This is a genomic window from Paraburkholderia sp. GAS82, from assembly GCF_050436285.1.
Taxonomy (GTDB): Bacteria; Pseudomonadota; Gammaproteobacteria; order Burkholderiales; family Burkholderiaceae; genus Paraburkholderia; species Paraburkholderia phenazinium_B.
In genome coordinates this window covers 29,793-56,608 of the sequence record NZ_JBNDLX010000019.1, presented here as the reverse complement: position 1 = coordinate 56,608, position 26,816 = coordinate 29,793, and the positions used below count along the sequence as shown (strand labels likewise).

Here is a 26,816-nt window from a genome sequence, read left to right as displayed (position 1 = left end):
TGGACACTTTCAAAACCCGCACCGTCGATCAGCTCCACGACATCGGCGACCAGCGCATCGATGGAAATCGGTGCCTTGTCGCTGCGGCCGCAGCCGCGGACGTCCGGAACCACAACCCGGAAGCTGGGCGAGAGTGCCGCAACCTGGGCTCCGAAAACGTTACCCGTGCCGCCGAGTCCGTGCACGAGCACGACCGGCGTACCTGCTCCTACGTCATCGTATTTGAGTTTCATATGTCATTCCTGAATAGGTTTTGTGAATCGAAGGTGATCGGTGCGTCAGGGCGCCGCTTTTTATGAAGTGTGACTTCGCTGTTCCGGCGAAGTCGCAATGACCTGTCTTTGCAACAGCGTCGAAAACGTAGTGACGGGCACGTCACCCGACATCGCCTGTCGGTCTCTCGGGCAGGTGCAGCCTGTCGCGACGGTCGTCGAACGGCCGTGCTCGCTCATATCCTGACTGACGATCGACATTGCGTTGGGCTCTCGTGTGCGATGAGCATGACACCGTCTCCTGGTTTTATCTTTTCGAGGAGGGAACTGTCCCAAGGTGCCTGAACCGTCGTTAAACATCCAGGCACCGTGAATCCCGTGAACAAATTCTAGGAGGGTGTCCAATCGGACGCTTATCGGATTGTCCAGTCGCGTATCCGGCAATCTAGCTCAGTGTCTGAATTTCTGCGGGAGTCCCTAACATTTCAGATGCCCGATGACCCGTCGGCGCTCCGTTATCAGAAAGTCCATTTTTCAGCGCCCATGCATGCAATCCAGATGCCCGACCAATCCCACGCCCCTATTGCGCGTGCTAGGCTCTACCAACACGAGTGAACCTTTCCGCAAACCGGTTGAAAAATTGGTTTACGACGGGCTAAGTGCCTTATAATCGAACAAAACGCGAGAGGAATGACAACTATGGTGAAGGTCTGATATGGAAGACTTTGAAGCTGTCGCGGCTGCATTGTCGCAGCGCATTGCGGACGGTGCCTTTCTTCCGGAGGGGCGCTTGCCTACAGAGCGAGAACTCGCTGTCGAGTACAGAATCCCTCGAAGCGGCGTTCGAAAGGCGCTTGCCAACATTGAGCGCGAAGGGATGATCGTCCGCAGTGTGGGACGGGGAACCTTTGTTGCCGGCAGTTTGCCACCCAGCTTCGAGCAAGAGGATCTTGCCGACATCAGTCCGGCCGACCTGAACCTGGCTCGCCTTCTACTTGAACCTGGTGTAGCAGAGCATGCGGCGCTTCACGCAACAGCGGCCGATCTCGCATCGATCGAGAAATGCATGCTTGAGTGCGAGAACGCTAAAGATGTCAAATCGGTCGACTTTTGGGATGCGAACCTGCACATGGCGATCGCGAAGGCAACTCACAACAGCTTCATTGCTTTCACGTTCAAGGCTTTGCATCAGGTCAGGCAGTCACCGTCCTGGAGCCAGGTCAAGTACTTCGCAGTTACGCCCGAACGATTTGAGGTCACAGTTGCTGCGCATCGCGCAATCGTGAGCAGTATTCTTCGACGAGATGCTGCAGCAGCTCGTCGTGCAATGGAAACCCATATCGAGCAGATTGGCAAATACATTGCCAATCGCGACTAGACTCGCGTAGCAAATCCACGCAATCAGGTCGGGGCCTGTGCACCCGACCATTTTCTTTGATACCCGCGGCAGCGTCCGTATTTCCAGATGCGGGACTACATAAGACGTTTCTCATTCGCTCCGGCATGATTGCTTCGTGCGGTGTCGGCACTGTACCGCTCCGGAGGCGGTCGGAAGGTGCATCTGATGCCCGCGGCGGACACTGGCCTCTGCCTCGCGGAAATGGGGCTGCCTTGTAACCGGTCATTGCTAATCGAAAGACGTGTCGTTCCAACTTTCGGGGTCGAATGATGGGGTATGCGAATCCATCCAATCATAACGACTACTGTCCGCAAGCCATGCCCAATTTTGCGTCGACCTGGGTGACTGAGCTGCAGCTTCACTACTCGCACCTTCCAGTGTTTCTGGATCCGCATTTGGATCTCGCCGGTCGGCACCGAGGTTTTCAACCTTCGACCCAGCTTTGTTGTTGAGTTTCATTGCTTTCTACTCCTATCAATGCTTCCGATATGCACGGCCAATCGCTCGCTCCCGATAAGCAAAGCCGCTGCTTGCCTGACGAACCCGACAAAAAATCAATCTACAGAGTCATCTGTCGGATCTTCACATGCAGCGGCTCATGGTCGACGGACGACGCCAAGACCAACTGCACCGATTAACTAGACCGCACCTTCCGATCGTTGCTGCGTTTAATCTGCAATCCGATCAATTTCCGACATCGCTTCTCTCAACGCCGTCCGGCAACGACCGTCCGAAAATCCTGTGCATTGATTCTAGGTGAATGTATGGCTCCGGGCTTATCGGAGCGTCCCGTCGCATATCTGGAAATCCAACTCCGTATTCTTGCTGCTCTTAAGGTCGCGGCGCTTCGCCCCTCGGGTTGTCTCACTAGCAATTATCTTTTGCGAAATACAGCTCCCGTAGATCAAGCTATGACTGCGGACGTATTAAAAACACTCACATTTCCTTCGGTTTGCTAACCATTTAAAAAAATCACATCCGAATCCAGCGCGATGGCGACTACGACAAATATCAACGACCTTGCGGGACAGATAGAACGACGCGAGCCGGAATTTTCTCGGACAGGAAACCAAAACCCTTTGCCGCCGGATGAGACGATACAGAAAATCGACGTTGGTGAAAAATCTGGGACCGGCTGATAACATGATCCACCGGCAAGGACCTATCCGTTCGCGATCGCCATGCAGGGCTGTCATTTTAGGTATGCCATCGAGGTAGTTCTAATCCGGAAAATGACTGCCCATGATGAAATACGTGTTAAATTTTTCCGGCACCTCCAGTACGATTCGCGGAGCACGTGTTGCCTAGCTCATCTATTGGAGAGTCGTTACATGGAAATCGCAATTTAGGTATCTTGCGCAGGTCCACTACTTGATCCGGAGTTCTCTCAGGCACGCGTGTATCACGAATATTTCATTTAAATCTTTTCGAAGAACTTCCGACCAACCCACACCCCTCCGCTTCGGACAACTACCATGTCACTTCGCCCATCCCCAGGATTCGACGCGATCAGTATCGTGGACCTTATCGATCGGGGTCAGTTGTCTGCCGTGTTCCAACCCATCATGAATTTCGACGACGGGGCGATTCTCGGTTACGAGGGGCTGATTCGGGGGCCAGCGGGTTCCCCGCTCGAGAGCCCGTACGACCTTTTCGCACAGGCTAGCACCGAAGGTTGCGTGATTGAACTCGAGCAGGCTGCCGCACGTACCTGCATTGAGACCTTCGCTAAGCTCGCGTGTGCGGGCAAGCTCTTCCTCAACTTCAGCGCGGATACGATACGTCGATTCGCTGAGGCCAGTGACGACGTGCTCACATTGCTGCGCGAGTCAGGCATCAGCCCTGAGCGAATCGTGATCGAGTTGACCGAACAAAGCACGATTCGTGACATCGACAGCTTGTTGCAGGTGCTTACGACTTTGCGTACCGCTGGTGCGCAATTCGCACTTGATGACTATGGTACCGCCAACGCCAGCATGAATCTGTGGGTGCAATTGCAACCGGACATTGTGAAAATCGACCGGTTCTTCATCCATAACATCGCGAGCAATCTTCTTAAGCTCGAAGCTGTTCGTGCCATACAGCACTTCGCACACGCGAGCGGCGCCAAATTGGTTGCAGAGGGAATCGAAAACGAAGCGGACCTGATCGTCGTGCGCGACTTGGGGATTGCTTGCGGCCAAGGCTATTTCTTCGGTCGACCCACCGCGCAACCGGCTCGCATGGTGGCGGACGAGGTCCGCCTGGCGATTCGCGCGGGCCACATCGCGGTTTCTTGTGATAGATCACGCTCATGTCGAATCCCGTGGTGAGCCGCACAATCTCAGGCCCTACGCAACAGACGGTTTGTCAAGCCGATCCAATCCAGCAAAATCTTTCGGCAAAGCCGGTTCATGCCATTTTGGCATTACTGACATGATGCTATGTCGCTCGCAATTAGCGAGAGAATAAACAAAACGATGTCGCTCCGGTCTCCGATATGACGAGCTGGATGACAGCCGTTTCGTGTTCGCGTCTCTTGCCTGAGCCATTTCTGGGCTGAACGTGGCACCGTCTAACTCTGGTCGATATAGGAAACACCATGGTCAAAGCAGTTCGTTTCGATAAGACAGGCGGCCCCGAGGTGATGAAGTGGGTCGATGTCGAGGTAGGCGAGCCGGGTAACTGCGAGATCCGCATCAAGCAGCATGCGGTCGGTCTCAATTACATCGACGTGTACGTCCGCACCGGTTCGTACCCGTTGCCGCTGCCGGGCGGCCTCGGCATGGAAGCGGCGGGTGAGATCACGGCGGTGGGCGCCGGCGTGACAGGTCTGAAGATTGGCGACCGGGTTGCGTATGTGGCGCGCCCTCCAGGCGCTTATGCTCAAGAACGGGTGCTGCCGGCCGTTCAGGTCGTCAAGCTGCCGGATGCACTGAGCTATGAGCAGGCCGCTTCAGTGATGCTGCAAGGGCTCACCGCGCAATACCTGTTGCGACGCACTTACCCTGTCAAGGCGGGTGACACGATCCTGATCCAGGCAGCTGCAGGCGGCGTTGGCCTGTTGGTGTCTCAATGGGCCAAGGCGCTGGGCGCGACGGTGATCGGCACAGTTGGCTCGGACGAAAAGGCGGAAATCGCCAGGGCACATGGTTGCGATCACGCCATCGTCTACACGCGCGAGAACTTCACCAAGCGCGTGCGCGAGATTACAAACGGCGCAGGCGTGCCCGTCGTCTATGATTCGATAGGCAAGGACACGTTTGCGGGTTCGCTCGACTGCCTCGCGCCGCTTGGCCTGTTCGTGAGCTTCGGCAATGCATCCGGTCCGCTGCCACCGATCGACTCCTCCGAATTCGTCGGACGCGGCTCGCTCTTCTTTACCCGGCCGACCTTGTTTACACACATCGCCAAGCGCAGTGACTACGAGGCGATGTCGACCGAGTTGTTTGAAGTTTTGGTGTCTGGCAAGGTCAAGACCAGCATCAACCAGCGCTACTTGCTGTCCGAAGTTGCGAAGGCACACATCGAACTTGAAAGCCGCCGCACCACCGGTTCGACCGTTCTCTTGCCGTAAGCGCGCCAAGAGGGACACCAAGGTGGAATCATCGGACCGTTCCGTCCAGCACTGAACGGTCTCTTTCAATCAAACATTTTTATGTTCCCTCGAGCACCCTCGAGCGAACGCGCCATGCCGATCGGTATAACGTTCTATTGGTCGTACATACCCTCGCCAAGGCTACACAACACGCCCTAGTTCACCTCTGACACAACCTTGGCCGCGCGCCTGCCACGCATAGCGCGCATCTAGCATCCCTTGTCGAGCCAGGGACAGGGGCATCTTTTGATTAGTGAGAAAAAAACGGGCGGTCAATTGACACCGCCCGTGGGAAGACCCGTTAAAAAAACAACATCGGGTCGCGTGGATCGGTCGACGCGCCCACCACGCCGACCGATCCACGCAGTCTATAGCGCCTGTCAACAATCTCGATATCAACGCGTGTCGAAATTTATTTTTCTTTCATCGAGCACAATGTCAGGGAGAGACGCCTGACTTGCCGCTCGACCACTCGTTCTCACCGCACGACCATGCATCCCAGCCGGATGAATCACCTCTGTCCCCGGGTAATACCTAATAACAGAACTGGATTCCTCGATAAACGACGAGACGATCTGGTAACCCTAAAATCAAGTCTACGCCTAGAGTTGAATCTCAGGATTCGCCAAGTCATCTTAACAACGATCAGACATTTGGCGACGAAATTTATATATTCTCACTCGAACGCGCTTAAGTTCGTAGCAATTTAACCTGATTTGCAACGAGCCTCTACAACTCTGACAAGATAACCGCGCTCCTTATGACAAACAATTCGCAATCCTTAACTTTTAATGGGATTATCGCGTTTACGCGATGCGAACTTGAAGGAGAAAGCAATGAGTACGATGGACCGTTCTTTGCGTTCCCTGGTCGCTAGATGGCTTGGAGCGAATCCCGCAACACTGACTCGGGTAGTCCGGTTCGGTCACATACGTCCAAATCGGCGCCGATATGTGTGCGTTGAGACATTACGGCCGACAGGCGCGTTGACAATTTATTTCTTCCTTCACGATGACGGCATGTGGAGCGTTTATCCACAGGAGATCGAGCGTCCGAGCATGAGTTTTTCGTAACGTCGATACCGGCGGCGATCGATACAGGTACGCCAAACTGCGCGCTCTCACAGTTCGCCAGCCCGCAACCAAGAACACTTTCGAAACTAAAAACGAGCAACTGGATTATCAGCCCACGCAGCTAATTTTCAGCACTTCAACGGAAATTCGGACCCAGGCGCGCCACAACGCGCCTAACCGATCTGCAGCAGCGATGCCTGGCTCTCCAGCACAGTCTGCAGTTCGTTGCAGTCCGGCCGTGTCCCCCAGTTTCGGGAGCCGACCACTGATGCGATGGCAATCCACGAATTGGGCGGAAGCCACTTCCGAACTACAGTCTCTCCCTGAAGAATCCGCAGACGCCCGGTCTGCTCGCAATAATCGGCACGCAGTTCTGTGCCGTCCAGTTGGACAGTCATGAGAGGGTGACGCGTTCGCTTCATTGATGTCTCCTTTCAAGAAAAAATCTGATGCGTGCACGGATATCCCAACAGGACCTTTCCTTCCGCACCGCCATGCCCTACGCTTCCCTTCACAGAAACCGGTCTCGAACTTCAATGTCCCCATCTCGCAGTTACCCACCTTCACACCAATCCGCTCAACGTTTTCTCATGGTGGAAACATTCGTTAAACGAAATATAAATTGTTCGGTGCAGTCGGTTTAGTAAGCTCGCACCAGCCGATCCTGTAAATCAATCGTAGATGCACGTTGGTCCTATTTCTTATCGGAACGTCCCGTCGTATATCCATGAATCCAGCTTCGTAGTCAGGATTTTCCCGAAGTCCTCTGCGTTTCGCGTGGTGCCAGTCGAAGGCTGAATGGAGGCCATAGTTGCGGGCCGATCCTGACGAGCAGGCACAATGCTTTGACCCAGGCTGTCCCGCACCCTTTGCGGAAGCCCTCAGGAACGCATACGCCAGCGCTCATCCAGGGAATCGCGCGCGTTGATGCTCCAAGCCTAGACACTATCCGCATCTGCCGCCCCTCCCTCTATAACCTGGTATTGGTGCATGCCACGCCACCAGATCTCTCGACGAGGAAGTGCGTAATTACAAGCGTCGTCGGACGATTGCAACACATGGAACTCCGGGAAATACCTCATGACGGAACTGGACGATCCGATACGTCACAAGACGATCCGATAAGTCTGAAATCGAACACATCCTTACACTTGCTTCACATGAGCAGTTGCCGGAAGCGCAGGAGCAGTCGGCAAGCGTTGTCCGAATGATCTAGAACACGAGAGGTCTGTTCCTTCCTCCAATAGATGAAACCAGGAGTCGACGTCATGCTCACCCCACAAGAGAACGCAATACAACTCGAAACCATCAGACCGGGATGCGTGAACGCAACCAGCCGATTTTCGCTTTTCGCTGGGTTTGCTTAAGGTTGAGAGGACGCTGACAGCATGGAGATCCAAGCCACGCTACGACCGCCGGACACCAGATTCTCCCGATGTCCACGTACGCACTCGTAATGCGAAGTGCTGATGTATGGAGTCCATCTTGATGCGTGACGAGCATCCCGCAACGCTGCTATAGCTGACGATTAAATTTCAAACAAGGAGACAAGATCGTGATTTCTCTCAAAACACCTCTTATTTCATTAGTTATACTAATTTCGACGGCAACGGCTGCACAGCCATCGTCCGCGCAGGTCGGCGATCTCAAGGATCCACAATACAAGCCGACCTCCGCACAACTGACCAAGGCTGGCGCATTCAAGAAAAGCCCTCCCTACAACGTCGTTTTGGCTATGCCTGGTCTTTTTACGACATGGTTAATCCAGGAAACCGAGGAGGTGCGCCACGAGGCAACGTTGCATCCCGAAATCGGGAAACTCACGGTGATATCGAGTGATTCGAATGCCGCCAGACAGGCTGCAGACCTCGAAGATCAGATAACGAAGGGCGTCGACGCCATCGTAGTATCGCCGGTTTCCTCGACCGCCATTAATGCGCAGATCGCCAAAGCGGCCGCGAAAGGGATTCCAGTTGTTACCTTCACGGCCACCGCCAGTTCAGACCAGGTCGCGGTCGCCGTGTTATCCGGCGGGGCTCCTGAAGGAAAGATCATGGCCGACTGGCTTGCAAAGCAACTGGGTGGCAAAGGTAGCATTTGGGCGTTTCGTGGCATCGCCGGAAACACAGAAGACACTGACCGCTACGCGGGACTCGCTCAGTCGTTGAAAGTAACCAGGTTGCCGGTCTCTGCCGAAGTCTATGCCGACTGGAACTATGCCAAGGGCAAACAGGCATGTGAAAGCCTGCTTCTTTCAGGAAAGCCGGTCGACGGCATCTGGGCCTCCGGAGGTGAGATGTCGCGAGGATGCCTGGAGGTTTTCCAGGAAGTCGGAAAAGCTCCAGTTCCTGTGACGGGTGAGGGCAACAATGGCTTTCTCAGAGCCGCCCAGAAGTCGGGGGGACCGTTTGTAGCATATATCTACCCTCCGTCCCTGGGACCGGTCGCACTTCGAGCGGCATTGTTGCTCCTTGAAGGTGACCAGATGTATCGAAGCTACTGGAGCGACGGGGGAGAAGTCATCACACGCGAGAACCTGACCAAGTATTACCGTCCCGACCTGAACGACTCCTACTGGGTGGGTTCGTTGCTTCCGGATGCAACGCTTAAGCACCTCTATCAAAACAAATAGTCTCCAACCCGGCAGGCGTCCCTCCCATGTGCATTCTGTCCCTGACACACGGAGTCAAACATGCTGTATCAAGCTGAAAAAGCCCCGCATCGGAAGGCGTGGCCACCGCTTATCGAAGGCATCGACATTTCCATGAATTTTGGAAATACGCGCGCGGTTTCTCGTGTTTCAATAGCCGGCCACGCTGGCTCCGTTCATGCCGTGACTGGCGAAAATGGTGCTGGCAAGTCGACCTTCATGAAGATTCTCGCTGGTGTGTATCGGCCGAGCGCCGGCGAATTGCGCATGCATGGCAAAACCATAACGCTGCGCAATCCACGCAGTGCCCGAGAGCATGGCATTTCCACGATATTCCAGGAATTCACTCTGCTGCCCAATCTGACTATCGCCGAAAACATTTTCATCGGACGCGAGTCTGGCAGGCGCGGATGGATCAACAGGAAGCAAATGCATGAACGTGCGAGTCGTACATTGAACTCCCTCGGCGTAGACATCGATCCTGGGACGCTCGCAGGCAGCCTTTCCGTGAGCGAACAGCAACTCGTGGAGATCGCCAAGGGCATCACGACAGATGCGTCGGTATTCATTTTTGATGAACCTACGGCAGCACTAAATGGTCCCGAGGTGAAAAAGCTTGAGACACTCATCAAGGACCTGCAGGCAAGAGGCAAATCCATCTTCTATATTAGCCACCGACTCGATGAAATCTTTCGATTGTGCGACACCGTCACCGTGCTGAAGGATGGGCAGCATGTTCTTACGACTCCTTGCAGCGAACTGGATGAACACACACTCGTCACGCTGATGGTCGGTCGCCCTATCGAGGACCTCTTCCCGCACAGGTCGTCTGGCCAGCTATCCAGTGCGTTGCGATGTGAACGCCTGAATTCCGGTCCTGGACGCAGCGCCGTGAATTTGAATCTGAACCGACGAGAGATTGTCGGACTCGTTGGACTGGAGGGACAAGGGCAGCGGGAAATCATCCGGGCCGCAGCAGGTCTCATGCAAACACCGCATGCGACGATTGAAAAATTCAATAGCGTCGGCAAAGCCCATCCAGTCGACCCGAGTGCCGGCGTGGCGCGGCGCCTCGCCCACGGGATAGCCTTCGTACCCGGCGACCGCAAAGCGGAAGGCCTGTACCTGGATCTCTCGGTTGCGGAAAACGTCGTTATAGGCACCTATCGGGATAGTGCGCTATACGGCCACGCTTCAGCCCAATCTTCGCTTGTAGAAGACGTCATTGCGCGGATCGGTCTCAAGGTAAAGCATCCAAAGCAGTCTGTCACAACCCTTTCTGGCGGGAATCAGCAAAAGGTTCTACTGGCACGAGCGCTAATCGCTGACATCGACATCCTGCTCATCGAGGAGCCAACCCGCGGCGTAGACGTAGGCGCCAAGGCAGATATCTATCGGCTACTACGCGGATTTGCCGACGAGGGTGGAGCGGTACTCGTCGGCTCCAGCGAACTGACAGAACTCATCGGGCTGTGTGACCGTATTCTTGTCGTGCGGGCAGGCACTATTGTCGCTGAAATTGATGGCACTCAAGCATCAGAAGAAACTGTCATGTCGCACGCGCTCGGCGTCTCACAGCGACAATCAACGGAGAAGACGCAATGAACCCATTCGGTCCCAACTCCCGCTCCGGCCTTAAACCCTACGTCGTGTCGATGCCGATCGCGCTTATCGTTGGGCTTTCCTTTGCCGCCACCGATTTCCTGAATCGCGGCAATCTTTCTAATCTCTCGGCCCAGATCGCACCGCTTGCAATTGCTACATTGGGCCAGTTGCTGGTCGCCCTGGTGGGCGGAATCGACCTGTCCGTTGGTTCAGTAATCAGTCTGACTACCTGCGTCGCCTCCGCTTCTGTCGGGTCAACCGCGGGTATCGCACTCGCTCTTTTATTGGGTTGTGTCATCGGTATCGCCAACGGTCTCGCGGTGTCCGTGGCCCGTATGCATCCGATTATCGCCACGCTCAGCTCCATGACGTTCGTCCAGGGACTGGCGTTGTACTGGCTCCCAACGGCCGGAGGGCTTGCTCCTCCGTTCTTACCGGCCTTCATCAACTCGACTATCGCCGGCCTGCCGGTCAGCATATTGCTGCTACTAGGCTGCGTGATCGTCGTAGGGTGGCTTCTCGCCCGTACGCGTTTTGGTCTACGCCTTTATGCGGTCGGCGCACACCCGCGCAACGCATCGCTTAACGGCGTAACGGACCGTCAGATCATCGTTGCAGCGTACGCTGCCGGAGGTCTGTTTGCCGCTTGTGCTGGTGTTGTACTTACAGGTCGAATCGGCGCTGGCGACCCCGTCATAGGAGCGCAGTTCGCACTCGCAACGATTACAGCCGTCGCGCTTGGCGGAGTCCAATTCTCCGGCGGAATCGGCAGTGCCGTGGGAGCATTTTGCGGCGTTCTCACCTTGGGCCTGATGCGCAATGGAATGAACCTTGTTGGTATCGACGCGTTCCTGCAATCTGCCGCTACTGGGGTGCTATTGCTCATTGCTATCAGCTTTCAGCGTCGAACGATCATAGGGTTTTAATACCATGCCAGCAATCACAGTCCAACAAACTCCCGATAGCCAACGCGCCGCTCGCAGACTCTATGGCTTTCTCTCTAATCAACCGCCATCCTGGTATGGCCTCGGAATTCTGCTGCTAGTGGCCTGGGCAACGCGCCCGGCCCTGCTCTCCCCGTTGCTGCTTCTTGCAATCCTGAAGCAGGGTGCGATCCTGGGTGTAGTCACCATAGGACAGTCTCTGGTGGTCCGGAGTCGTTCCATCGACCTTTCAATCAGTGGGGTCGTCGTAGTCGTCATCTGGATAGTCACCAGCGGGGCAATCCCGCTGCCGGTTCCCGCTCTGGTCTTCCTGGCGCTGCTTGCGGGGGCACTCATCGGAACCATCAACGGCCTGATCATCACTCGCCTCCGGGCGTCGGCGGTAGTCGTCACGCTCGCGATGGCCATCGTCCTAACAGGCTCCGTCGTTGCAGCGAGCCAATACCATCAACCCGGCGAAACACCCGACCTTCTGCGGATCGTGGGTTCGGGTCGCATCGGGTCGCTTCCGATCGCGGCGATTGTGTGGGTCGCAGTGCTCATCCCATTCGCCCTTAGCTTGCGCACGTGCGTGTTCGGTCGCTATCTAGACGCGGTTGGATCCAACCCGACCGCCGCAACCGTGTCCGGCATACCAAGCCTTCGCGTCATGTCGATTACCCATATCTTCTCTGGACTGACAACCGCATTGGCCGCTCTTTTGCTCGTTGGCTCAGTCTCGGTGGGCAACACGAACATCGGTCAGGACCTGGTACTTAACTCGCTGGCGGCAGTCATTCTCGGTGGCGTGAGTTTCGGCAGCGGTAAGGGACGCATGCTGGGGCCGGCTGTCGGCGCATTCATGCTTACCTACCTTTTTAGCCTGTTAATCGGTTTTGGACTCGGCGCCGCCGGTCAAGCCATGGTCCAAGGAGCAATTATTGCGCTAGCCGCACTTGTCTTCACATTTCGAAGCCGGTGATACGTCGCCTTGCGCAAAGCGACATAGCGCATGAAGTTCGACACGAAGAAGACCTGGCCGCCGCTCGCGGCCTCATTACAAGGAGACAGTAGTGAAAAGAAACACTCTTGCGGCACTGCCGCTGGCGCTCGCAATGGCAGGCGCTCATGCCCAAAGCACCGTCACGCTCTACGGCGTAATCGACGTCGGCATCGATTACGCGAACAACGTTGTCAGCGGCTCAAACGGGAACGTTGTGCCCGGCAGCGGTGGCAAGCTCACGCAGATGCAAAGCGGCGTTCCCCTCGGTAGCCGGTGGGGCCTTCTCGGCACGGAAGACCTTGGTGGTGGCAATCAGGCGATCTTTCGGCTCGAAAGCGGCTTTGACGCGGCGACGGGAGGTTTGGGCGGTGGTCTGGCGTTTTCCCGTAATGCTTATGTCGGCATCAAGTCCAATCAATACGGTCAGCTAACGTTTGGCAAGCAATGGGATGCATCCGTCGACATCGTCGAGCCGTTCACGCTGAACGGCCAGTATGGCGGCTGGTACTTCGCACACCCGAACGATATGGACAATCTAGACAACGGATTCCCAATCAACAACTCGGTCAAGTATGTGAGCCCCAATCTCGTGGGTTTTACGTTCGAGGGTCACTACTCGTTCGGGGGTGTTGCCGGCCAGTTCTCCAATAACTCTTCGTACAGTGCGGCCGCGGGTTACTCGCATGGCACGTTCAGTGCGGGCGTCAGCTACCTTCGCATCAACGATCCGATCACGGCGGTCGCCGGCTATGGCAGCGGCGGCGGCTACGTCAACACGATCTACGGCGACGCACTCGCGAACGCGCGTTATCAGGGTGCTCTGTCGGCCGGCGCCGCCTACGTGCTTGGTTCGCTCAAGGTCGGGGCCGACTATTCGAACGTCGATTTTGCCGCGGGCCCTGGAGGACATGACCTGCACTTCCAAAACTATGAGGTATCGGGTATCTACTCGGTCAACTCCGCGTTGATCATCGGGGCTGGATATACATTCACGACCGGCCTCGAGCATGCAACCGACACGTCGCCGAAGTACCACCAGGTTAACCTGATTGCGCAATACAGTCTCTCGAAGCGCACGTCCGTCTACGTAATGGGAATCTACCAACACGCCGCTGGGGCCGCCCAATACGCGCAGATAACGTCCTTCAACCCATCCAGCACGCAAAACCAGGTTGTCACTCGCGTCGGCATCACACACTCATTTTGAAGGTGGCGCCGCGGCAACGTGGTCCGTTTCGTGCCCGCAGTTGTCGCCGCGTCACCCTCAACTTGCCACCAACGCGACAACACTACTATGAATGGGAACGGTCGGAGTGTGCCTTTTCCGGTTGCCGGCGGTTCGCCCCGCGCTTTGCAGAACAACCGCCGTCTCCGACCGGTTTCGAACGCTTTCAGTACGCCGGAATCCGCCGTTACAGCACCAGCCAGCCTCCACTAATTTGCAGCGAAATTGAACTGACATACCGGCTCTCGTCTGAGGCCAGGTAGACCGCCCCCATCGCAACGTCGTGTGGCGTCCCAAGCGCACCGAGCGGAATGAGCGCCGTGAACGTGGCTCGTGCTGCTTCCGGGTCCGAAAACTCGCCACGACGCGCAGCACCCTTTAAAATCGAATCCATCATGCCGCCGTCACCCGTCTCAATCTGGCCCGGCATGATGCTGTTGCAGCGAATGCCGAACGGAGCGCCGTGCGCCGCTACAGACCAACTAAGGTGGCGAACCGCTGCTTTGCTCACACCATATGCGACCTCAAACGGCGTTGCGAGTACTGCGGCAATCGAGGAGATGTTGACGATGGACCCTCCGCCCGCACGCTTCATTGCAGGAATTACGCTACGGCACCCAAGCATCACCGACTCGACGTTGACCAGTTGGATGCGACGGAATTCGTCGACCTGCGTGGTCTCCGGGTTTACGTTCTCCGTGGACCCCAGAATGCCTGCATTGTTCACAAGAACATCGATGCGACCATGCTTCTTTTCGATTTCATCGATGACCTGCGTCCATTGCTCCTCGCTCGTGACATCCTGAACCACCGACGAACACCCGATTTCTTCAGCGGATTCATCCAACAGACGCTCGCTGATATCCGAAATGATGACCGTTGCGCCCTCGTCCTTGAAGGCCTTGGCTGTCGCATGTCCAATCGCTCCTCCCCCGCCGGTAACCAGACACACCTTGTTCGAAAGCCTGTTCATAACATATCTCCATTTAAGTATCGTTAGCGTCCAGAGCCGTAAGCGGCACCAAGACGCGAAGGTGACTACGTAATTCCTTCTCAAGACCCACGTGTTTGCTGGCCAGCTCGCCGGTAATGGCGAGCGGACCTAACCCAAAAACAAGACAAAGTCCAATGGACCAGTTAGCGACGATGTAAGCGAAGCTCAGCCCTCATTCATGCTCGAGAAAGCTCACATCTTGCGTGTTGACTTCACTCAGGGATGTCTCTTTCGTTCGAATGTCCGTTACCTGAGATTCGGATTGAGGCGTCCCGCGTTTTCTCATCGCAGCGCGGAAAACGTAGTGGGCGTCAATGTTTTCGCCGAGAACGATTCGACGATCGGGCCGTCACGCTCGGAACTCAGCTTCGCTTCCAGCCAGCGTGGGTCTTTCAGAAACGCCCCCATCTTTTCGGCGCGTTCGGCCTCGCTGTTCCACTTCAGCAGATAAATCAGTTCGGACTTACTGTCTGCTTCGGTGGTCCAGAATCCGATTGTCTGGATGCCCAGTTCATGAAAGATACCCAGTACCGGATGTTCGAATCGTTCCGCGACAGCGTGGAGCCGACCGGGCGTACAGATATAGGTGCGCAGTTCGTAGAACATCTCAATCAACCTCCCTTCTTCATGTGGAAAACACATTTGGATAACTAATTTTATTACGACTGTCAGTGCAGGGATTTTCGCCTTCCTGACTCCACTCTAACGCGGCGTCTACGATCGACGTCCGCCATTGCGAATCAATTACAGATGGGCTGCCACCACTTCGTCCGCTTCAAACGGATGGGCTACACAGAATCTTTCGCAATAGTCATTTCCTAAATAGTCCTATGTAAGTTGTGGTGATTGATGCATCAAACATCCATCGTCGTTAGCTACTTTTCCGTGGATGCCCCCCTGTTTCGACTGAGCCGAGCGGCAAGTCACCGCAAAGCCACTCGGTACATTTACATGGCGACAATGCCTCAGCCTACTGCTAACCCTCCATCGGCTACCACTACCTGACCGGTCGTGAAGCCGCCTCGCATCAGATAGAGGTAAGCTTCGGCGACTTCATGAGGTTCACCGGCATGCTTAACGAGCAGACTCTGTTCCGCACTTTGGAATATCGCTTCACGGGCGGCCTCGGGAAAGGTATTCCAAAGTTCAGTCTTGACCGTTCCTGGGCAAACTACATTGACCCGCAGCGGCGCCAGTTCTACTGAAAGGGCACGCGCGAGCGCTTCAACCGCCCCACAGACGCTCGAAACCACCGACATGCTCTTAAGAGGGCGTTGCGATGTCATCCCCGAAGTAAGGACGATCGAGCCACCCTCGCGAATTTTTCCTGCACCGTATTTTGTGGCCAGAAAGGCGCCCCAGTAGCGAACTCCAAAAAACCTTTGCGCTTCCTCAAAGCTCATGTCTTTCTGATTGACCGCTCGCAAAGGATCGCCGGCGGTATACACGAGGTGATCATATGCTCCGATCTTTTCAAAGTATGACTTGATGCTGTCCTCATCCAGCAGGTTGATCACGTGCCCTTCAGCACTCGAGGGGAGTTTGTCCTTCGCCTGCTCTATCTGCGCCTGACTATTAGATGCAATGACCACGAGTGCACCTTCATCTGCCGCTGCTTTCGCCGTCGCGAAACCGAGTCCCGACGATCCACCGAGAATCACAATCCGTTTATCTTTAAGCGACACCGTTTCCTCCGATACGTTAGAAAAACTCCAGTCTGACTTTTTGAATCATTGCCATCACAATAGATTTGTCCATTCCACATTGCTCCGCACTGTGACGTCAGGCTCCATTACTCTTCGCTTGAGGCTGGCAACAACCGATGGGTTATCGTCTGGTCCCGACTGGAACCGGAGCCGCGCTCGTTCATATCTGCCCCAAAGGTCCCGAGTTGTACCAGCCGCCGGTATGCGGCCAACCTGACACCACCTCCCAGTTTCATCTAGTAGAAGACGTCACTTCCCTCGGTCTTCGTACTTCGCTTAGATCACATCCGCCCGTGAGCCCTGCGAAGCAACTTTAGGTGTGTAATTGACTACTGGCTTATCGTATCGTCTCATGGCGTATCGAAGAATCCAGTTGCGTGATCAGGTCTTTCCCGAGGTCCTTTGCAATTCGAACGCTCCGTGGTGCTGCCAGCGATCTTTCAGAGGTATTGGCAGATTGAGGGCGATGCGACGACAATCGCGGGGAAGCAACAACCCACGTTGTCACGGCGCACGCCGGATATCGGGTATCGGAAGGCGCATGATGCTAAGGCGGTGCGCTGGCCTGTCACGAGGAGATCAGGTAGGCGCCGAACGATCTATGGATGGCGCGCAGAGCTTTGCGCAAAAACCTGAAAATGCAAAAAAAATCGAGGCCGCCAGTCTCAACCAGCGACCTCCGGCACAGAAAACGAGGCGATCAATGTACGGAATGCTCTCAACGTTGATACCGCCGCTGAGGTTAAGGCGGCCAGATCAGCGCGCCGTAGAGGGTTGTGTTGAGGTCTGGGTCAGCGCAAGTGCATCGCAACGATCACCCCCACAGGCTTCCCACCCTCCGCCGAGTGACTTGTACAGTGCCACAGCGCGTACGTTAATATCCGACTCGGCCTGCGCCAGATCATCCCCCGCAGCGAGCTCTACCCGCTCGGCATCGAGCAGTTCCAGAAAACCTGTCGATCCCTCCCGGTAGCGGACGCGCGCGAGATCAGCTGCGCGGTGACTCTGCGAAAACTGATCGATCAGTTTGCCGACCCGAGCATGAGTTTCGTTGTAAGACGTGAGCGCGCTGTCAACGTCCTCGATAGCGAGAAGAATGCTTTGCTCGTAAGCGGCTTGCGCAGCGTCCGAGCGGGCTTGCGCCGCATGAAGGTTTGCACGCACGCGCTGTACATTCAAACCATCCCAGGTAATACCCGGCATGATCGACCATGCCTGCGAACCCGCCGTCAAGAAATCCGTGCCCTGGCTCGAGAGAAAGCCGAGAAATCCGACCAGTGAAACATGCGGATAGAAGTCGGCCTCCGCAACGCCGATACGCGCGGTCGATGCCGCCAGTCGACGCTCCGCTTCCTGCACGTCAGGTCGACGCGCAAGCACATCGCCTATTGACCCCATGGGTAGGCTCACGGCGATTGGCTCGGAAGTGCGCGGCGACAAATCGACGTCAAGTTCGCCGGGGCGCTTGCCAAGCAGCACCGCAAGCCGGAACTGTGCGGTCTGCTCGTCTATCCTGAGATTGGGCAACTGCGCCTCCACTGCACTCAACCGAGCGCCCGCGCTTGCGACATCCTGCTCCGAGCCCGTGCCAACATTCGCCTGCGCCTGCACGAGACGCAGCGTCTCCTGGAGCGTCTTGATGTCGTTCTGGACAATGGCGATTCGTGCCTGTGAACCGCGCATCATGAAGTAATTACGGGCCACTTCGCCAATGACGGAAACCTGGGCGCCGCGCAATGCCGCCCGCCGTGCATCGCGTTCATCCTTCGACGATTCCACTTCGCGTCGGATGCCACCGAACAGATCAAGTTCCCAACTGGCATCGAACCCAGCGCGATACTCGTCGTAGCTAACCTGGTCCGTGGTTATTCCCGGATACTGACCATAGGTGCGCGCAAAACTGGTCCCAGCCGAAACGGTTGGAATCTCCGCCGACTCCGCGCCGCTTACGAAGGCCCGCGACTCACGGAGGCGTGCCTGTGCAACGCGTAGATCGAGGTTATCGAGCGCCGCCATCTGTATAAGGGCATCAAGCGTCGGATCTCCAAACTGCTTCCACCATTGTGCCTGGAAGCTCCCGTTGTTCTCACGCATCGGATCGACGTTGAGCAGCTTCGGTACCGCTGGGGCGGCGGCGTGGTAATCGGGCCCGACGGACACGCACCCAGCGAGCGCCAGCGCAGACAGGATTGCTGCAACAGCCGAGAAAGGATTCAGCCTATTCATTTCAGTGCTCCCCGAGAACCGGCGCGCTTTGGATAGCCTTACTGCGGCGCGCCTCACGCCGTTCCACGAACCCGCGTACCAACACATAGAAAAGAGGCGTGTACACCAATCCGAACGCCGTCACGCCTAACATCCCAGCGAACACCGCCACACCGATCGCGTGTCGCATCTCCGCCCCCGCGCCGTGAGCCAACACCAGTGGAACAACACCCATGATGAATGCCACCGATGTCATCAGGATCGGCCTCAGACGCAGGTGCGCTGCCTGAAGGACTGCCTGCTTGCGATCCATACCGCGTCCTTGTGCGTCGCGTGCAAATTCCACGATAAGAATTGCGTTCTTGCACGCGAGGCCTACCAGCACGATCAAACCGATCTGCGTGAATATATTGTTGTCGCCATGTGTGAGCCACACGCCACCAATAGCTGACAAAAGTACCATCGGTACAATCAGGATGACCGCCAGCGGGAGCGAAACACTCTCATACAGGGAGGCGAGCACGAGGAACACCAGCAGCACGGACAAAGGAAATACGAGTACAGCCGTATTACCCGCAAGGATCTGCTGGTACGTCAGATCGGTCCATTCGAACGTCATCCCTCTCGGCAGATTCTCGCGCGCAATGCGCTCCATCGCTTCCTGTGCCTGTCCGGTGCTGTAACCCGGCGCGGCGCCGCCGTTGATTTCCGCCGTGGGATAACCGTTGTAGTGCATCGAACGCTCCGTCCCGACGGTGCGCTGCACTGACACGAACGAGCCTAGTGGCACCATGACCCCCGAAGAGTTACGGACCTTCAGTTGCCCGATGTTGTCAAGCGTGCGCCTGAAGTCCGGTTCAGCGGAGAGATTCACCTGGTACGTGCGACCGAAGCGGTTAAAGTCATTCACGTAGAAGGTGCCCGTGAACGCCTGAAGCGTGTCGGCGACGTCGGTCATGTCGAGACCCTCAAGCTTCGCCTTCTCGCGGTCTATGTCCACGCGGACTTGCGGTACGCGTGCGTCGAAGCTCGAATAGAGCGGGCTCAATGCGGGCTCTTTCGCGCCTAGCGCAATGAGTTTATCAATCTGGCGTTGCATTTCCATCGAACCATAGCCAGCACGGTCTTCAATCTGCATCCGGAACCCGCCCGTCTCGCCCATGCCGTCCACCGGCGGCGCGGGCACGACGCCAATGCTGGCGCCAGAGATAGCCGCATACTTCTTGTTCAACGCAGCAATGATCGCGTCGGCCGACAGCGACGGATCCCTCCGTTCCTCAAACGGCTTGAGAAGAAGGAAGATCACACCCGAATCGCTGCTATTCGTGAGGCCATTGATCGACAGACCCGGAAATGACGCGGAGCGCCAGACGCCAGGCTGATGAGCTGCGATGTCAGTCATCTCGCGCACGACGCCTTCCGTGCGGTCGAGTGACGCGCCGCTCGGTAACTGGACAAATGCGAGAATGAGTTGCTTGTCGAGCGTCGGCACGAAACCAGTCGGTACTCGCATAAAGCCGACCGCCGCGAGCACAATCAGACCGCCATACACCACAAGCGCAACCGACGAACGGCCCAACACCCGACTCACACCGCCGACGTAACGACCCGCGCCAGTCACGAACAGCCGGTTGAAGGGTCTGAATAACCAGCCGAACAGGCGGTCGATCCATACTGTCAGCGCATCTTTAGGCGCGTCGTGAGACTTGAGCAGTATTGCGGCAAGCGCCGGGCTCAGCGTCAGGGAGTTGAACGCGGAGATCACCGTCGAGATTGCGATCGTTAGCGCGAACTGGCGATAGAACGCGCCGGTGAGCCCACTGATAAAAGCAGCCGGTATGAACACTGCACACAGTACCAGTGCCGTGGCAACGATTGGGCTAGTGACTTCCCGCATCGCACGTCGGCTCGCCTCCTTCGGACTCTGTCCCAGCTCGATATGCCGCTCAACGTTTTCAACCACGACGATTGCGTCGTCGACAACAATTCCGATCGCCAGCACGAGCCCGAACAACGACAGCGTATTGAGCGAGAAGCCGACTGCATCCATAACAGCGAACGTGCCGATCAGCGACACGGGCACCGCAATAAGTGGAATGATCGATGCACGCCACGTCTGCAGGAAAAGAATAACGACCAGCACCACAAGCGCAATTGCATCGAAAAGCGTATGAACGACCGCTTCGATGGACGCCCGCTCGAACTGCGTATCGTCGCGGATGATTCGAAAGTCCAGACCCTCCGGAAAATTCGCCTTCAGGCGTTTCATTGTCGTCATGACCTCGTTCGACGTCTGGATCGCGTTGCTGCCTGGGCGCTGGAACAACACAATACCAACAGCCGGATCGTTGTTCAGCAGGCTACGCTGCGCGTACAGGTCCGCGCCGAGTTCGACGCGCGCGACATCGCCAAGATGCACGACACCCGTGTCGCCACTGCTGCGCAAAATAATTCGGCGGAACTGGTCTTCGGAAACGAGACGCCCCTGAGTATTCACATTCAATTGAAATGCGTCGTCCGTATGCATCGGGGGAGCGCCAAGCGTGCCTGCTGCCACCTCAACGTTCTGTTCCCGAATCGCCTTTATAACGTCAGGTGCCGTCAGTCCGCGTTGTGCCATACGTTGCGGATCCAGCCACACGCGCATGCTGTATTCACCCGCACCGAAGATCTGCACGTCACCGACGCCATCGAGACGAGACAATTCATCGCGAATGTGTGTGCGGGCGTAGTTCGAGAGATAGAGACCATCATAGCGATGGTTCGTCGACACCAGATGCACTACCAGTGTGACCTCCGGCGAACTCTTCTGGGTCGTCACGCCGAGGCGCTGAACCTCATCGGGCAGGCGCGATAACACCTGCGCCACCCGGTTCTGCACTTGAACCTGCGCCGTATCGAGGTTGGTGCCGAGTGCGAAGGTAACTGTCAGCGCAAGCCGTCCGTCACTCGTCGCCTGCGACGATGTGTACAGCATGTGTTCGACGCCGTTGATCTGCTCCTCAAGAGGTGTGGCCACGGTCTGCACAATCGTCTCGGGACTTGCCCCCGGGTAGTTCGCCTGCACGACAACAGTCGGCGGTACGATGTCCGGATATTGACTGACTGGCAGCATCACTAGCGCAATGGCACCAGCGATCACGAACAGAACCGACAAAACACCAGCGAAGATCGGTCGGTCGATAAAATAATTAGCTATACCTTTCATGACTTGAGTCTCGATGAAGCGGCTATCGTGCAGCCAGTGCGGTTGTGCCAGATCCGGCAACCGGTCTGGTTACACTTGCGAGCTCAGCCTTTTGGCGGTCGTTGAGCTGCGCATCCATTGAGACGGTGATCGGCAGTACCACCATGCCCGGTTGAACATGTTGCAGGCCATCAACGACCACCCGCTCGCCTGGCTGAATACCGCTTTCGACGACGCGCAAGCCGGCAAAGACCGGACCTGTCGACACCTTGCGGTAGATGATCTTGCTATCTGGCCCGACCACGTAAACAAACTGATCCCCCAGATCAGTTCCCACTGCCGTGTCCCTCAGGAGGATGCGCGGCACCGGATGGCTCTCCTGAAGGCGGATCTGTGCATAGAGTCCTGGCGTGTACGCACCTTGCGCGTTGGGAAATACAGCTCGAAGGCGAATGGTTCCCGAACCAGAGTCGAGTTGATTGTCAACGAAATCCAGATGACCGACGTGCGTGAAGTCGTGCTCGTCCGCGAGGGCCATTGCAACTTCGGGCACGCTATGACCGTCATCGCGAAAATGCTGGAGCGTAAGGTAGCTCTGTTCGTCGACGTCGAAATATCCGTAGATGGGGTCGACGCTGACGACGCGGGTCAGGACCGCATCTGGCGTGACCAGGTTGCCGGCAGTGATCATCGCATAGCTGACCTTCCCGTCGATCGGCGCACGCACGTCTGTGAAGCTGAGATTCAGTTGCGCCGCGTCGAGCTGGGCGCCGGTCGCAAGCGCCTTCGAATGCGATGTGCTTGCCGCGGTGTCAAGTTGCTCCGACGCTTCGCGCGAAATGGCACTCTGCATCAGCAATCGCTTACCTCGATCCGAATCGGACCGGGCTTGCACCGCCTCCGCCTGAGCTTGCGCGAGTTCCGCTGTCAGACGGTCTACCTCGGCGCGATAAGGTCGCGGATCGATCCGGAACAGTACGTCGCCCTTGTGTACCCGGGTGCCCTCCTTGAACAGCACCTCATCCACGTATCCGCTCACTCGTGGTCGTACGTCAATCGTGTCGACGGCCTGTAATCTGCCGGTGAATACCTGACGGTCATCCACCTGAAACGTACGGGCCTGCGCTACTGTCACCTGAGGTGCTGGCGCGGCGTTCACCGAATCGGCCGAAGCGGATGCATGCGTTTTAAGCAGCAGACTACTGCCCACGACGACCGCCAGCGTCATTATCTGGAGTACGATTCGCTTTCGTTTAAAGAATTGTGTCGTTGGTTGAGACATTACTTGACCCTCGTCGATTTGAAAGTATCGCTACTTCGTTTGCCTGATCCTCGGTTCCTGAGACACTGCCCCGCTGCGCCCCGGTCACCCCGTCCTGTACCTGATGCGTGTAAAGTTTTTCGCTCACATCGAAGTAAAAAAAAGCGATTGAATGCCATCACGACATCACACGCATTCTGGCCCAGCAAGTCCGCTTTTCCGACAGCAAAGATGGCATCTTTCAGATGCAGTTTCGTCATGGCAGCGCCGATGCGCGTCACAAGCCCATGTGCATCTCGTGCGAAATCAAAATAAAGACGGACGACCGACACGAAAGCTACGCTCGCCTGTCGTCTGGCGAACCGCTCAATGTTTCTGTACAGTCTCTGGCTGAAGAGTCACTTCCGATACGCCACGACGTTTATCATTGCGATCTTCAACATCGATACGGCATTCGCTGCGAATGGTATTCGCGTCATCACACCTGGCACCAACGAAGACACCTTCTCGGGATTTAGAATAACAGCGCGAACGTCACATCCGTTCACTAGAGTCGATCGGGCGCCACCGCCTCTTACCTAGTTGACGACTCCAACAACCGAGAACATAAAGGATCCTATATTGCTAGAGCCGAATCAAATACGGTGTCTAATCATTCTCGTTCTTCTTGCATCAAATTAGGACCCCCGTTTCGTCATGTCTTTAATAACGGTATGGCATAGCTAACCTCGAACGTGACTTTTTCGAGGTTCAATTTCGACATTTCGCGCAGGCGAGCAAAGAAACGTCTCACGTCAATTTTGGGTCTGTCACGATCGTTGCCCTTTCCGAAATTCCGTCACTACGCTAGTTGCCACAGTCGCTCCCGCAGTTCTATCCGAAGAGCATCTGGTATTCCCATGCCTTCCTCTGAATGGAAACGGAACGGCACACCCTCCAAAGACGCGCCGTCGGTCAACCCCTGGCATTGTCACGTTATCGAACGGCACGCTCTCGAACACACTGTGTATAAAGACGCCGACTCTAATCAGAGTATCGCTACAGCACCGGAGCGCGCGTCACGCTTTCCCACGCCTGGAATGCCTCGGCGCGAAGAGGCCGCTTCTTTTTGCGTCGGTGTGGTAACGGCAATGCAGGAAGGGATTGGTGAACTGACCGCGTACCGAAGTTAGTGTCCGGTCCTTCATACGACGAACAAGTGGAGATAATAAGTCTGCCAATCTCAAGGCGAACGCAAGCACGGTCACACAAAGGAATGACCACGTAGGCTGCCTCTCTCGCGCTGACGCGCTACTACAGATGGAGAGCGTCAAGCCGCGCTTGCGCGATCTCGTCTGGGTATTGGCGCTGGTACGCGTCGAACAACTGTAAACACAGCTGGGCGAGTGAAGCAAGTCCCAAGGCCTGCTCCGCGTACTCAACCTCGCCCGCGCTTAATACGTCATCGAGAACGGGAGCGAGACGGCGCAGTTGCAAAAACTTGGCGGACTCTAGCTTCATGCTAAACCTCGTGCGGCCTGATATTGGAGCACACGACTGCAGTGGCAACACCCTGGCAATGCTTCACCAGTAAGCGCGAATCGCCCCTCCCCACAGCGTCTCAAGCGATTGCGCGGTGCGTGGCCAGCTCGCTGGCCAGAATCATGGCGTCGCCGTTGAGTGGCCTCGATGGTCCGCGGCCTCGGGGTCGATAGACGCAATCGCCGCGGCCAATACGTTTGCCAGACAAGGCACAACGCCCGGACGAGCGAGCGCGGCACGGCACCCAGACCTGCTCCTCGTAGTTGCAAAGCGTCGGATCGTGCCAGCACAGGGAGAAGCGCGAATTGGACAATGCCTCCACAACCCTTACCGTATAAGGCCGCACTTCCCCGCGGTCGCTCTTGCGTGGAAGGCGCTGGCCGCCATCGGACCAGGAACGCCTAGACAAATGCGGAGGCTGTCGCTTCGGATCTGGCGGTGAAGAAAACTCACGGATGGTTGCGAGCATCGAAGTCCAAGGGTCCGCTGAAGTATGACCGGCTGGCCGATGCGATGATAGGAGGTCGGCCGTTAGCAGCATGGGGCCAATAGACGCATGGTAAGAATCATTGTTTAAGAATGTCTCAAGGGGCGAATCGCACTCAGCGTTCAACATCGCGTTCCTCTCTTTAGCGACGAGTGAAGATCAATCAAATTTAGCAGTACGGTCGAATGACCACTAACTTACGGCTACTGGACACATATTGAGATGACTCTTCGAAGAAGTTAAACGCTCAAACGGGGTGGGCGGCAGTTCCGCAGCAATGTTGGCCCAAGCCGCGCCGCACGCTTTGCGCTGTCGTAACGGTGTGTGGCCTCAATGTGAGAAGAGTAGCTCTTGCGGAAGAGCGAATCTATTCCCCGGTAGGATATTCTGACGCCGCATTGAGGTAAGTCGCATATACGAGGGTATAAGCGCGGCAAGGAAGCTTCATGCGCGGCGCCGATCTGCGCAAAGACGAGACTGCCGCAGAGTTGGTTCGATTCGCATATACGTTCGTATCATGTCGCCGCACATGGTTATAAGCTAATCTGCAGATGAAAAAGAGATGGACTGCACCGGCCTCACGCCGTCCCTTAAAACGAGAGGTCGAGAGGGCATTTTGCAAATTTCGCCTGTTGTTTCGATTGTCGATGATGACCAAGCGGTTCGTCATGCCCTGGACAGCCTGATCCGGTCGCTGGGTTGGCAGGTGCGCATGTATAAGTCGGCGGAGGAATTTTTTTCGTCAGGGGAGGCTGCTCACACCGCCTGCCTGATTTCCGATGTTTTGATGCCAGGAATGTCCGGTATCGAGATGTATAAGCACCTTCGTGCTCAGGGGCATAATCCACCGACCATATTTATCACCGCCTGTCCGAGCTCACCTCTACGGGCGCAAGTCGTGAGTGCCGGCGCACTCGTGTTGCTGCCGAAACCTTATGACACAGCCACTTTGACTCACTGGCTCTCGGTAGCACTTTGTAGTCCTTAGCGATGGAACGGCGCTGAGAAGAAGTCCGAATTACCTGACACGATGACGCTCAATGATGATCGCCGCGAGGCAGAGAGGGCCCTATACCGAGCGATTCGGCCTTGCGGACCAGATCCGGCATCGAGCACGCGTTCATTTTACGCATGACGTGTCCACGGTGAACCTTAACCGTGATCGCACTCAGGTTCATCTCATAGGCAATCTGCTTGTTCAGAAGACCGGAAAGCACAAAGCCCATCACTTCTTTCTCGCGCGGCGAAAGGGACTGGTATAACGCACGCAGATCGGCCAGCGCGGCTTCTGCCGCAAGCCGCTCGTTGTCTCGCGCCAGAGCCTGAGCAACGGCGTCGAGCATGTCCTGGTCCTTAAACGGTTTCGCAAAGAAGTCCTGCGCGCCGGCCTTCATTGCCTTCACGCCCATCTCGATGTCTCCGTGACCGGTCATGAATACAACGGGAATACGCATGCCGCGATTCACGATATCTTCGTGAATCGCCATGCCGCTCTTTCCGCGGAGTCGCACGTCGAGGATGAGGCAACTTGGTCCGGCGGCAGGCGGGCACCGTAGAAATTCGTCCGGGGATTCGAACGCTTCGACCCGCAGGCCGACTGAGCGCATAAGGGTGCTAAGGGAAAGCCGGATTCCCTTGTCATCATCGACGATGTAGACGACGGAGCCTTCGGTTGCTGCGGTTTCGGCTGTTTTACGGGAGTTCGTTCCAGTAGTCATTCGGCCACCTCGCGAAACCGGAACGCGGCCGCGTCCCGTTGGCATGCAATTATTCTACGCCCCCGAGCGA

General features: G+C 56.3%; 20 protein-coding genes and 1 pseudogene. 9 read left to right on the top strand and 12 right to left on the bottom strand.

The features are described from left to right. Nucleotides 1–233, bottom strand: a 233-nt coding sequence (locus P3T17_RS37040) for an alpha/beta fold hydrolase (protein ID WP_429289447.1), incomplete at its 3' end; no start/stop codon positions are given. Between the two features lie 694 nt (nucleotides 234–927). Between P3T17_RS37040 and P3T17_RS37035 the strand changes: the two genes are divergently transcribed. Then, on the top strand, nucleotides 928–1,590 hold the full coding sequence (locus tag P3T17_RS37035) for a FadR/GntR family transcriptional regulator (protein ID WP_074267555.1): 663 nt from the start codon (nucleotides 928–930) through the stop codon (nucleotides 1,588–1,590). A gap of 249 nt (nucleotides 1,591–1,839) precedes the next feature. Here P3T17_RS37035 and P3T17_RS37030 read toward each other — a convergent pair whose 3' ends face one another. Further along, nucleotides 1,840–2,070, bottom strand: a complete 231-nt coding sequence (locus tag P3T17_RS37030; RefSeq protein ID WP_143787664.1) for a hypothetical protein — start codon at nucleotides 2,068–2,070, stop codon at nucleotides 1,840–1,842. A 1,016-nt stretch (nucleotides 2,071–3,086) separates the two neighbouring features. Between P3T17_RS37030 and P3T17_RS37025 the strand changes: the two are divergent. Beyond that, a pseudogene (locus P3T17_RS37025) lies at nucleotides 3,087–3,905 on the top strand (EAL domain-containing protein); the annotation flags it as partial. 287 nt (nucleotides 3,906–4,192) lie between these two features. Then, a complete protein-coding gene (locus P3T17_RS37020; RefSeq protein ID WP_074267554.1) occupies nucleotides 4,193–5,167 on the top strand; it encodes a quinone oxidoreductase family protein in 975 nt (324 codons plus the stop codon). Between the two features lie 1,267 nt (nucleotides 5,168–6,434). Here the strand turns inward: P3T17_RS37020 and P3T17_RS37015 are convergent. Continuing rightward, nucleotides 6,435–6,683 (bottom strand): hypothetical protein, encoded by a 249-nt coding sequence (locus P3T17_RS37015; RefSeq protein WP_074267552.1) that lies wholly within the window; start codon nucleotides 6,681–6,683, stop codon nucleotides 6,435–6,437. A gap of 1,133 nt (nucleotides 6,684–7,816) precedes the next feature. Between P3T17_RS37015 and P3T17_RS37010 the strand changes: the two genes are divergently transcribed. From P3T17_RS37010 to P3T17_RS36990, 5 genes are all read left to right on the top strand, one after another. After that, complete coding sequence (locus tag P3T17_RS37010; RefSeq protein WP_083611630.1) at nucleotides 7,817–8,893, top strand: ABC transporter substrate-binding protein; 1,077 nt, start codon at nucleotides 7,817–7,819, stop codon at nucleotides 8,891–8,893. Nucleotides 8,894–8,953: 60 nt separating this feature from the next. After that, on the top strand, nucleotides 8,954–10,516 hold the full coding sequence (locus P3T17_RS37005; protein ID WP_074267550.1) for a sugar ABC transporter ATP-binding protein: 1,563 nt from the start codon (nucleotides 8,954–8,956) through the stop codon (nucleotides 10,514–10,516). Continuing rightward, entirely contained in the window at nucleotides 10,513–11,442 is a 930-nt protein-coding gene (locus P3T17_RS37000; protein WP_074267549.1) for an ABC transporter permease, read from the top strand. Before P3T17_RS37005 ends, P3T17_RS37000 begins: the two co-directional genes overlap by 4 nt. Nucleotides 11,443–11,446: 4 nt before the next feature. Continuing rightward, the gene (locus P3T17_RS36995; RefSeq protein WP_074267548.1) at nucleotides 11,447–12,421 is read left to right on the top strand and encodes an ABC transporter permease; all 975 of its coding nucleotides are present in this window, start codon (nucleotides 11,447–11,449) and stop codon (nucleotides 12,419–12,421) included. 133 nt (nucleotides 12,422–12,554) lie between these two features. Further along, a complete protein-coding gene (locus tag P3T17_RS36990; RefSeq protein WP_074296365.1) occupies nucleotides 12,555–13,649 on the top strand; it encodes a porin in 1,095 nt (364 codons plus the stop codon). Between the two features lie 205 nt (nucleotides 13,650–13,854). On the opposite strand, the gene P3T17_RS36985 is transcribed toward P3T17_RS36990, so the two are convergent. The 8 genes from P3T17_RS36985 to P3T17_RS36950 form a co-directional block, all read right to left on the bottom strand. Next, a complete protein-coding gene (locus P3T17_RS36985) occupies nucleotides 13,855–14,640 on the bottom strand; it encodes an SDR family NAD(P)-dependent oxidoreductase (RefSeq protein WP_074296366.1) in 786 nt (261 codons plus the stop codon). A gap of 303 nt (nucleotides 14,641–14,943) precedes the next feature. Then, nucleotides 14,944–15,267: an NIPSNAP family protein gene (locus P3T17_RS36980; protein ID WP_074267546.1), complete on the bottom strand. Its 324-nt coding sequence runs from the start codon at nucleotides 15,265–15,267 to the stop codon at nucleotides 14,944–14,946. A 359-nt stretch (nucleotides 15,268–15,626) separates the two neighbouring features. Further along, the gene (locus tag P3T17_RS36975; RefSeq protein WP_074267545.1) at nucleotides 15,627–16,346 is read right to left on the bottom strand and encodes an SDR family oxidoreductase; all 720 of its coding nucleotides are present in this window, start codon (nucleotides 16,344–16,346) and stop codon (nucleotides 15,627–15,629) included. A gap of 777 nt (nucleotides 16,347–17,123) precedes the next feature. Next, complete coding sequence (locus P3T17_RS36970; RefSeq protein WP_429411892.1) at nucleotides 17,124–18,593, bottom strand: efflux transporter outer membrane subunit; 1,470 nt, start codon at nucleotides 18,591–18,593, stop codon at nucleotides 17,124–17,126. A gap of 1 nt (nucleotide 18,594) precedes the next feature. Beyond that, nucleotides 18,595–21,780 (bottom strand): efflux RND transporter permease subunit, encoded by a 3,186-nt coding sequence (locus tag P3T17_RS36965; protein WP_074267543.1) that lies wholly within the window; start codon nucleotides 21,778–21,780, stop codon nucleotides 18,595–18,597. A gap of 22 nt (nucleotides 21,781–21,802) precedes the next feature. Then, complete coding sequence (locus tag P3T17_RS36960) at nucleotides 21,803–22,987, bottom strand: efflux RND transporter periplasmic adaptor subunit (RefSeq protein ID WP_074267542.1); 1,185 nt, start codon at nucleotides 22,985–22,987, stop codon at nucleotides 21,803–21,805. Nucleotides 22,988–24,313: 1,326 nt separating this feature from the next. Next, nucleotides 24,314–24,520 (bottom strand): hypothetical protein, encoded by a 207-nt coding sequence (locus P3T17_RS36955; protein WP_074296368.1) that lies wholly within the window; start codon nucleotides 24,518–24,520, stop codon nucleotides 24,314–24,316. A 100-nt stretch (nucleotides 24,521–24,620) separates the two neighbouring features. Beyond that, on the bottom strand, nucleotides 24,621–25,010 hold the full coding sequence (locus P3T17_RS36950) for a DUF3331 domain-containing protein (protein WP_083640394.1): 390 nt from the start codon (nucleotides 25,008–25,010) through the stop codon (nucleotides 24,621–24,623). A 580-nt stretch (nucleotides 25,011–25,590) separates the two neighbouring features. On the opposite strand from P3T17_RS36950, the gene P3T17_RS36945 reads away from it, so the two are divergent. Continuing rightward, on the top strand, nucleotides 25,591–26,016 hold the full coding sequence (locus P3T17_RS36945; RefSeq protein ID WP_429411890.1) for a response regulator transcription factor: 426 nt from the start codon (nucleotides 25,591–25,593) through the stop codon (nucleotides 26,014–26,016). Nucleotides 26,017–26,065: 49 nt separating this feature from the next. Here P3T17_RS36945 and P3T17_RS36940 read toward each other — a convergent pair whose 3' ends face one another. Beyond that, a complete protein-coding gene (locus P3T17_RS36940) occupies nucleotides 26,066–26,746 on the bottom strand; it encodes a response regulator transcription factor (protein WP_074267538.1) in 681 nt (226 codons plus the stop codon). Nucleotides 26,747–26,816: the final 70 nt, after the last annotated feature.

Excerpts from the sequence above, each read along its gene's own strand:
- P3T17_RS37035 (WP_074267555.1), top strand. The coding sequence starts at position 928 with ATGGAAGACTTTGAAGCTGTCGCGGCTGCATTGTCGCAGCGCATTGCG.
- P3T17_RS37030 (WP_143787664.1), bottom strand. The coding sequence starts at position 2,070 with ATGAAACTCAACAACAAAGCTGGGTCGAAGGTTGAAAACCTCGGTGCC.
- P3T17_RS37020 (WP_074267554.1), top strand. The coding sequence starts at position 4,193 with ATGGTCAAAGCAGTTCGTTTCGATAAGACAGGCGGCCCCGAGGTGATG.
- P3T17_RS37015 (WP_074267552.1), bottom strand. The coding sequence starts at position 6,683 with ATGAAGCGAACGCGTCACCCTCTCATGACTGTCCAACTGGACGGCACA.
- P3T17_RS37005 (WP_074267550.1), top strand. The coding sequence starts at position 8,954 with ATGCTGTATCAAGCTGAAAAAGCCCCGCATCGGAAGGCGTGGCCACCG.
- P3T17_RS37000 (WP_074267549.1), top strand. The coding sequence starts at position 10,513 with ATGAACCCATTCGGTCCCAACTCCCGCTCCGGCCTTAAACCCTACGTC.
- P3T17_RS36995 (WP_074267548.1), top strand. The coding sequence starts at position 11,447 with ATGCCAGCAATCACAGTCCAACAAACTCCCGATAGCCAACGCGCCGCT.
- P3T17_RS36990 (WP_074296365.1), top strand. The coding sequence starts at position 12,555 with ATGGCAGGCGCTCATGCCCAAAGCACCGTCACGCTCTACGGCGTAATC.
- P3T17_RS36985 (WP_074296366.1), bottom strand. The coding sequence starts at position 14,640 with ATGAACAGGCTTTCGAACAAGGTGTGTCTGGTTACCGGCGGGGGAGGA.
- P3T17_RS36980 (WP_074267546.1), bottom strand. The coding sequence starts at position 15,267 with ATGTTCTACGAACTGCGCACCTATATCTGTACGCCCGGTCGGCTCCAC.
- P3T17_RS36970 (WP_429411892.1), bottom strand. The coding sequence starts at position 18,593 with ATGAATAGGCTGAATCCTTTCTCGGCTGTTGCAGCAATCCTGTCTGCG.
- P3T17_RS36965 (WP_074267543.1), bottom strand. The coding sequence starts at position 21,780 with ATGAAAGGTATAGCTAATTATTTTATCGACCGACCGATCTTCGCTGGT.
- P3T17_RS36960 (WP_074267542.1), bottom strand. The coding sequence starts at position 22,987 with ATGACGCTGGCGGTCGTCGTGGGCAGTAGTCTGCTGCTTAAAACGCAT.
- P3T17_RS36955 (WP_074296368.1), bottom strand. The coding sequence starts at position 24,520 with ATGAAGCTAGAGTCCGCCAAGTTTTTGCAACTGCGCCGTCTCGCTCCC.
- P3T17_RS36950 (WP_083640394.1), bottom strand. The coding sequence starts at position 25,010 with ATGCTCGCAACCATCCGTGAGTTTTCTTCACCGCCAGATCCGAAGCGA.
- P3T17_RS36945 (WP_429411890.1), top strand. The coding sequence starts at position 25,591 with ATGGACTGCACCGGCCTCACGCCGTCCCTTAAAACGAGAGGTCGAGAG.
- P3T17_RS36940 (WP_074267538.1), bottom strand. The coding sequence starts at position 26,746 with ATGACTACTGGAACGAACTCCCGTAAAACAGCCGAAACCGCAGCAACC.